Here is a 2937-nt window from a genome sequence, read left to right on the forward strand (position 1 = left end):
CACTTACAGAAGATGTAACCTTTTTATTGCACCAATTAAATCCTGATTTGGAAATTAATTTGATTAAAAAAAGACAACAAGAAATGTTTCAGTTTTCAAATTATATTTGCTTTGGTTTATATCTTGAAAACAAACTAATTGCCATAACTTGTGGATGGATAATGGTACGAATTTATTCTGGAAAACAATTAGAAATTGATAATGTTATTTTGGATAAAGAGCATCATTCTAAAGGATATGGAACCATATTATTAAATTATATTGAAGAATGGGCAAAACAAAATGAATTTGAAACTATAGAATTGAATACATATGTTCAAAATTATAGGTCACACAAATTTTACTTTAATCAAGGTTATAAAATTTTAGGATATCATTTTCAAAAAAAAATATCTTTTTAAATTTCTAATTTTCTTTTTAATTTTAAAAATAATAAGGCAGTAATATATGCGTCACCAGTTGAAGTATGTCTATCTGTTTTTCTTATCTTATAAATTTCGCATAGCTCATCTAATGAAGTATGTTGTTCAATAGGTAAGTATTTTAATTTTTGATACATAATATCGGTATCCATATACTGATTTTTTAATCTTCCAGCACCTAATCTTTCTAATGCTTCATTTATCATTTCAATATCAAAAGAAATGTGATGTCCTACTAAAGTGGCATTGCTAATATATTCCAAAAATGAGCTTAACGCTTCTTCTTCTGAAACTTTTATCTCATTTCCTTCCTTCAAAATACCATGTATGGGAACGCTTTTTACATTAAAAACAGTTTGCGAAATAAAAACTTCAAAATAATCATTAATTATAATACTATCCTTAGTAATAGCGATTGCTCCAATAGATAAAATTCGATCTTTTGTTGTATCTAATCCAGTGGTTTCACAATCAAAAACGACATATCTTTTCTCATTTTTATTTGTTTTAAAATGAGCTAAATAATCTTTCCAAAAGGTTGGATACTCTTTAATTATACCAGAAAAAGGCCACATCATGTTATGTAAAATAGGTTAACTTAAAACGGTTTTTAATAATTTCTTGTACATCATTGATAGGTTGAAAATCATTTTTAAGTTTTACTTTATCTAATTTAGTCAACTCTTTTAAATTTAAATACCTTCCGTCGGAATCATGCATTAAACCTTCTTCAGTTCTAAATTTTAGTAATTCTAAAAATGCTTCTTCACAAGATTTATAAACAATAGCATTCTGAGGCTCAATTTCGGCTAATTTAGCATATCGAAGAGCTGTATTATTGATATTTCTAATCCCAGCATTTAGAATCAATATTCTTGCTGCATCAACTAATGGCAATAATGCTCTTGATTTAATGTCAAAAGTATCTTTATGCTCTCCATCATTTTCAACTAAAAATTGTCTAAAAAAACCTAAGGGAACAGGATTTTCTAATGCATTAGCACCTAAATAGGCGTAAAATAATTGATTGTCATGTGTTTCTTTTAATATAGTATCTGTAATAGAATGCATTAATTTTTCATCTCCATAAACAAAGTCATAATCAAAGAAAATAGTACACATTAAAATTCCTTTTTCGCCAGGAGAATGTATCCAATTATAAAATTGATTTTGCCATTCATTCAGAGATTTGCACCACATTGGATTGCTAGCCATCATATTTGCTGGACAAAATTCGTATCCAATCTTGTTTAGTTTTTTTGTAACAATGTCAGCTAATTTTAAAAAATAGTTTTTTACTTCTTCATATTGTTCATCACTTACATTTTCAAAAACTAATGCGTTATCTTGATCTGTCATTAACAGTTGTTCTTTTCTTCCTTGACTACCTACATTTAACCATGCAAATTGAGTGGGAGGTGGACTACCCAATTTTTCAATAGCTTGTTCAATAGCTCTTTTAGTTATGGCAATGTTTATTTCTCCCACAATTGAACATATATGATATATAGGTATATCTTTATCTATTGAATTTTGAATTAAATCAGTAACTTTATCTCTAATATTTTTTAAGTCTTCCGTATTTTGTGCTCTTCTCGTTTGTCGTAATAAAACACCAGGATTACTCGCTTGAGCTACTACTATATCATGTTCTGAAATGATTCCTTTTATTTCAGACAAATTGGTTCCGTCTTTTGTTACACACAAATGGCCTACATTATGTTTTAGCATCATCATTTGTGCTTCAACTACTGAAATATTTTCGGCAACAGTTATAACAGGAAATGACATTATTTTTTCAATAGGAGTATCAATAGGATATAAACCAGTTGCAATTTTTGATCGTAAATCTTTATCTGTTAATATACCAACAGGTAATCTATTTTCATGAATAATAATACTGCCTATTTTTTTGCTAGACATAGTTTGAGCAACATGTCTAACAATATCTTGTGTTGAAGCTGTTACAGGATTTTTTGTATAATGTATAGGTTGATAATATTGAATTTCATTCGAATTATCATCATATATTACATTTTCGGATAATAATTTACCTTTATTTTTTTTATCTAATGGATTTCTAGTATTAGAAGCAAAGCTTTGCAATAAAAATTCTAATACTTTAGTATTTTTAATCACAATAGGTTTAAAAACTTCTATAGGTATTGCATAAATGATAGATTCTTCACGCGCTTTAGCATTCATTAAATAGTTGTCTTTTGCAAAAAAAGGACGTAAACCTAAAATATCCCCTTCATCACATTTATCAATTAGGACATCGTCCGAGTCTGAAGTAATACTTAACCCAATAGCACCACTAGCTACAACATAAAAAAAATTGTGCGTGGTATCATTAATTTTAAATAAATAATCATTTTTTTCTAGATATTGTACACTAATATTTTTTGCAATTTCTAGTAAATTATCATCATCTATACTTTTAAAAGGATGCAATTTTCTTAAAAAATCATGTATTCTTTCTGCTATCGCATTTTTCATAAACTAAAGACTCAAT

General features: G+C 27.5%; 3 protein-coding genes. 1 reads left to right on the forward strand and 2 read right to left on the reverse strand.

The annotated features are described in order from the left end of the window. Nucleotides 1-401 (forward strand): GNAT family N-acetyltransferase (locus HALO113_RS13505; RefSeq protein WP_159779621.1); only part of this gene is annotated, 401 nt, incomplete at its 5' end. On the opposite strand, the gene HALO113_RS13510 is transcribed toward HALO113_RS13505, so the two are convergent. After that, entirely contained in the window at nt 398-1000 is a 603-nt protein-coding gene (locus HALO113_RS13510) for a PolC-type DNA polymerase III (RefSeq protein ID WP_159779622.1), read from the reverse strand. The two genes, HALO113_RS13505 and HALO113_RS13510, sit on opposite strands and share 4 nt — an antisense overlap. A gap of 1 nt (nt 1001) precedes the next feature. Further along, entirely contained in the window at nt 1002-2921 is a 1920-nt protein-coding gene (locus tag HALO113_RS13515) for a DUF294 nucleotidyltransferase-like domain-containing protein (RefSeq protein ID WP_159779623.1), read from the reverse strand. Nucleotides 2922-2937 lie beyond the last annotated feature (16 nt).

The sequence above is a fragment of the Flavobacterium sp. 9AF genome, assembly GCF_902506265.1.
Classification (GTDB): domain Bacteria; phylum Bacteroidota; class Bacteroidia; order Flavobacteriales; family Flavobacteriaceae; genus Flavobacterium.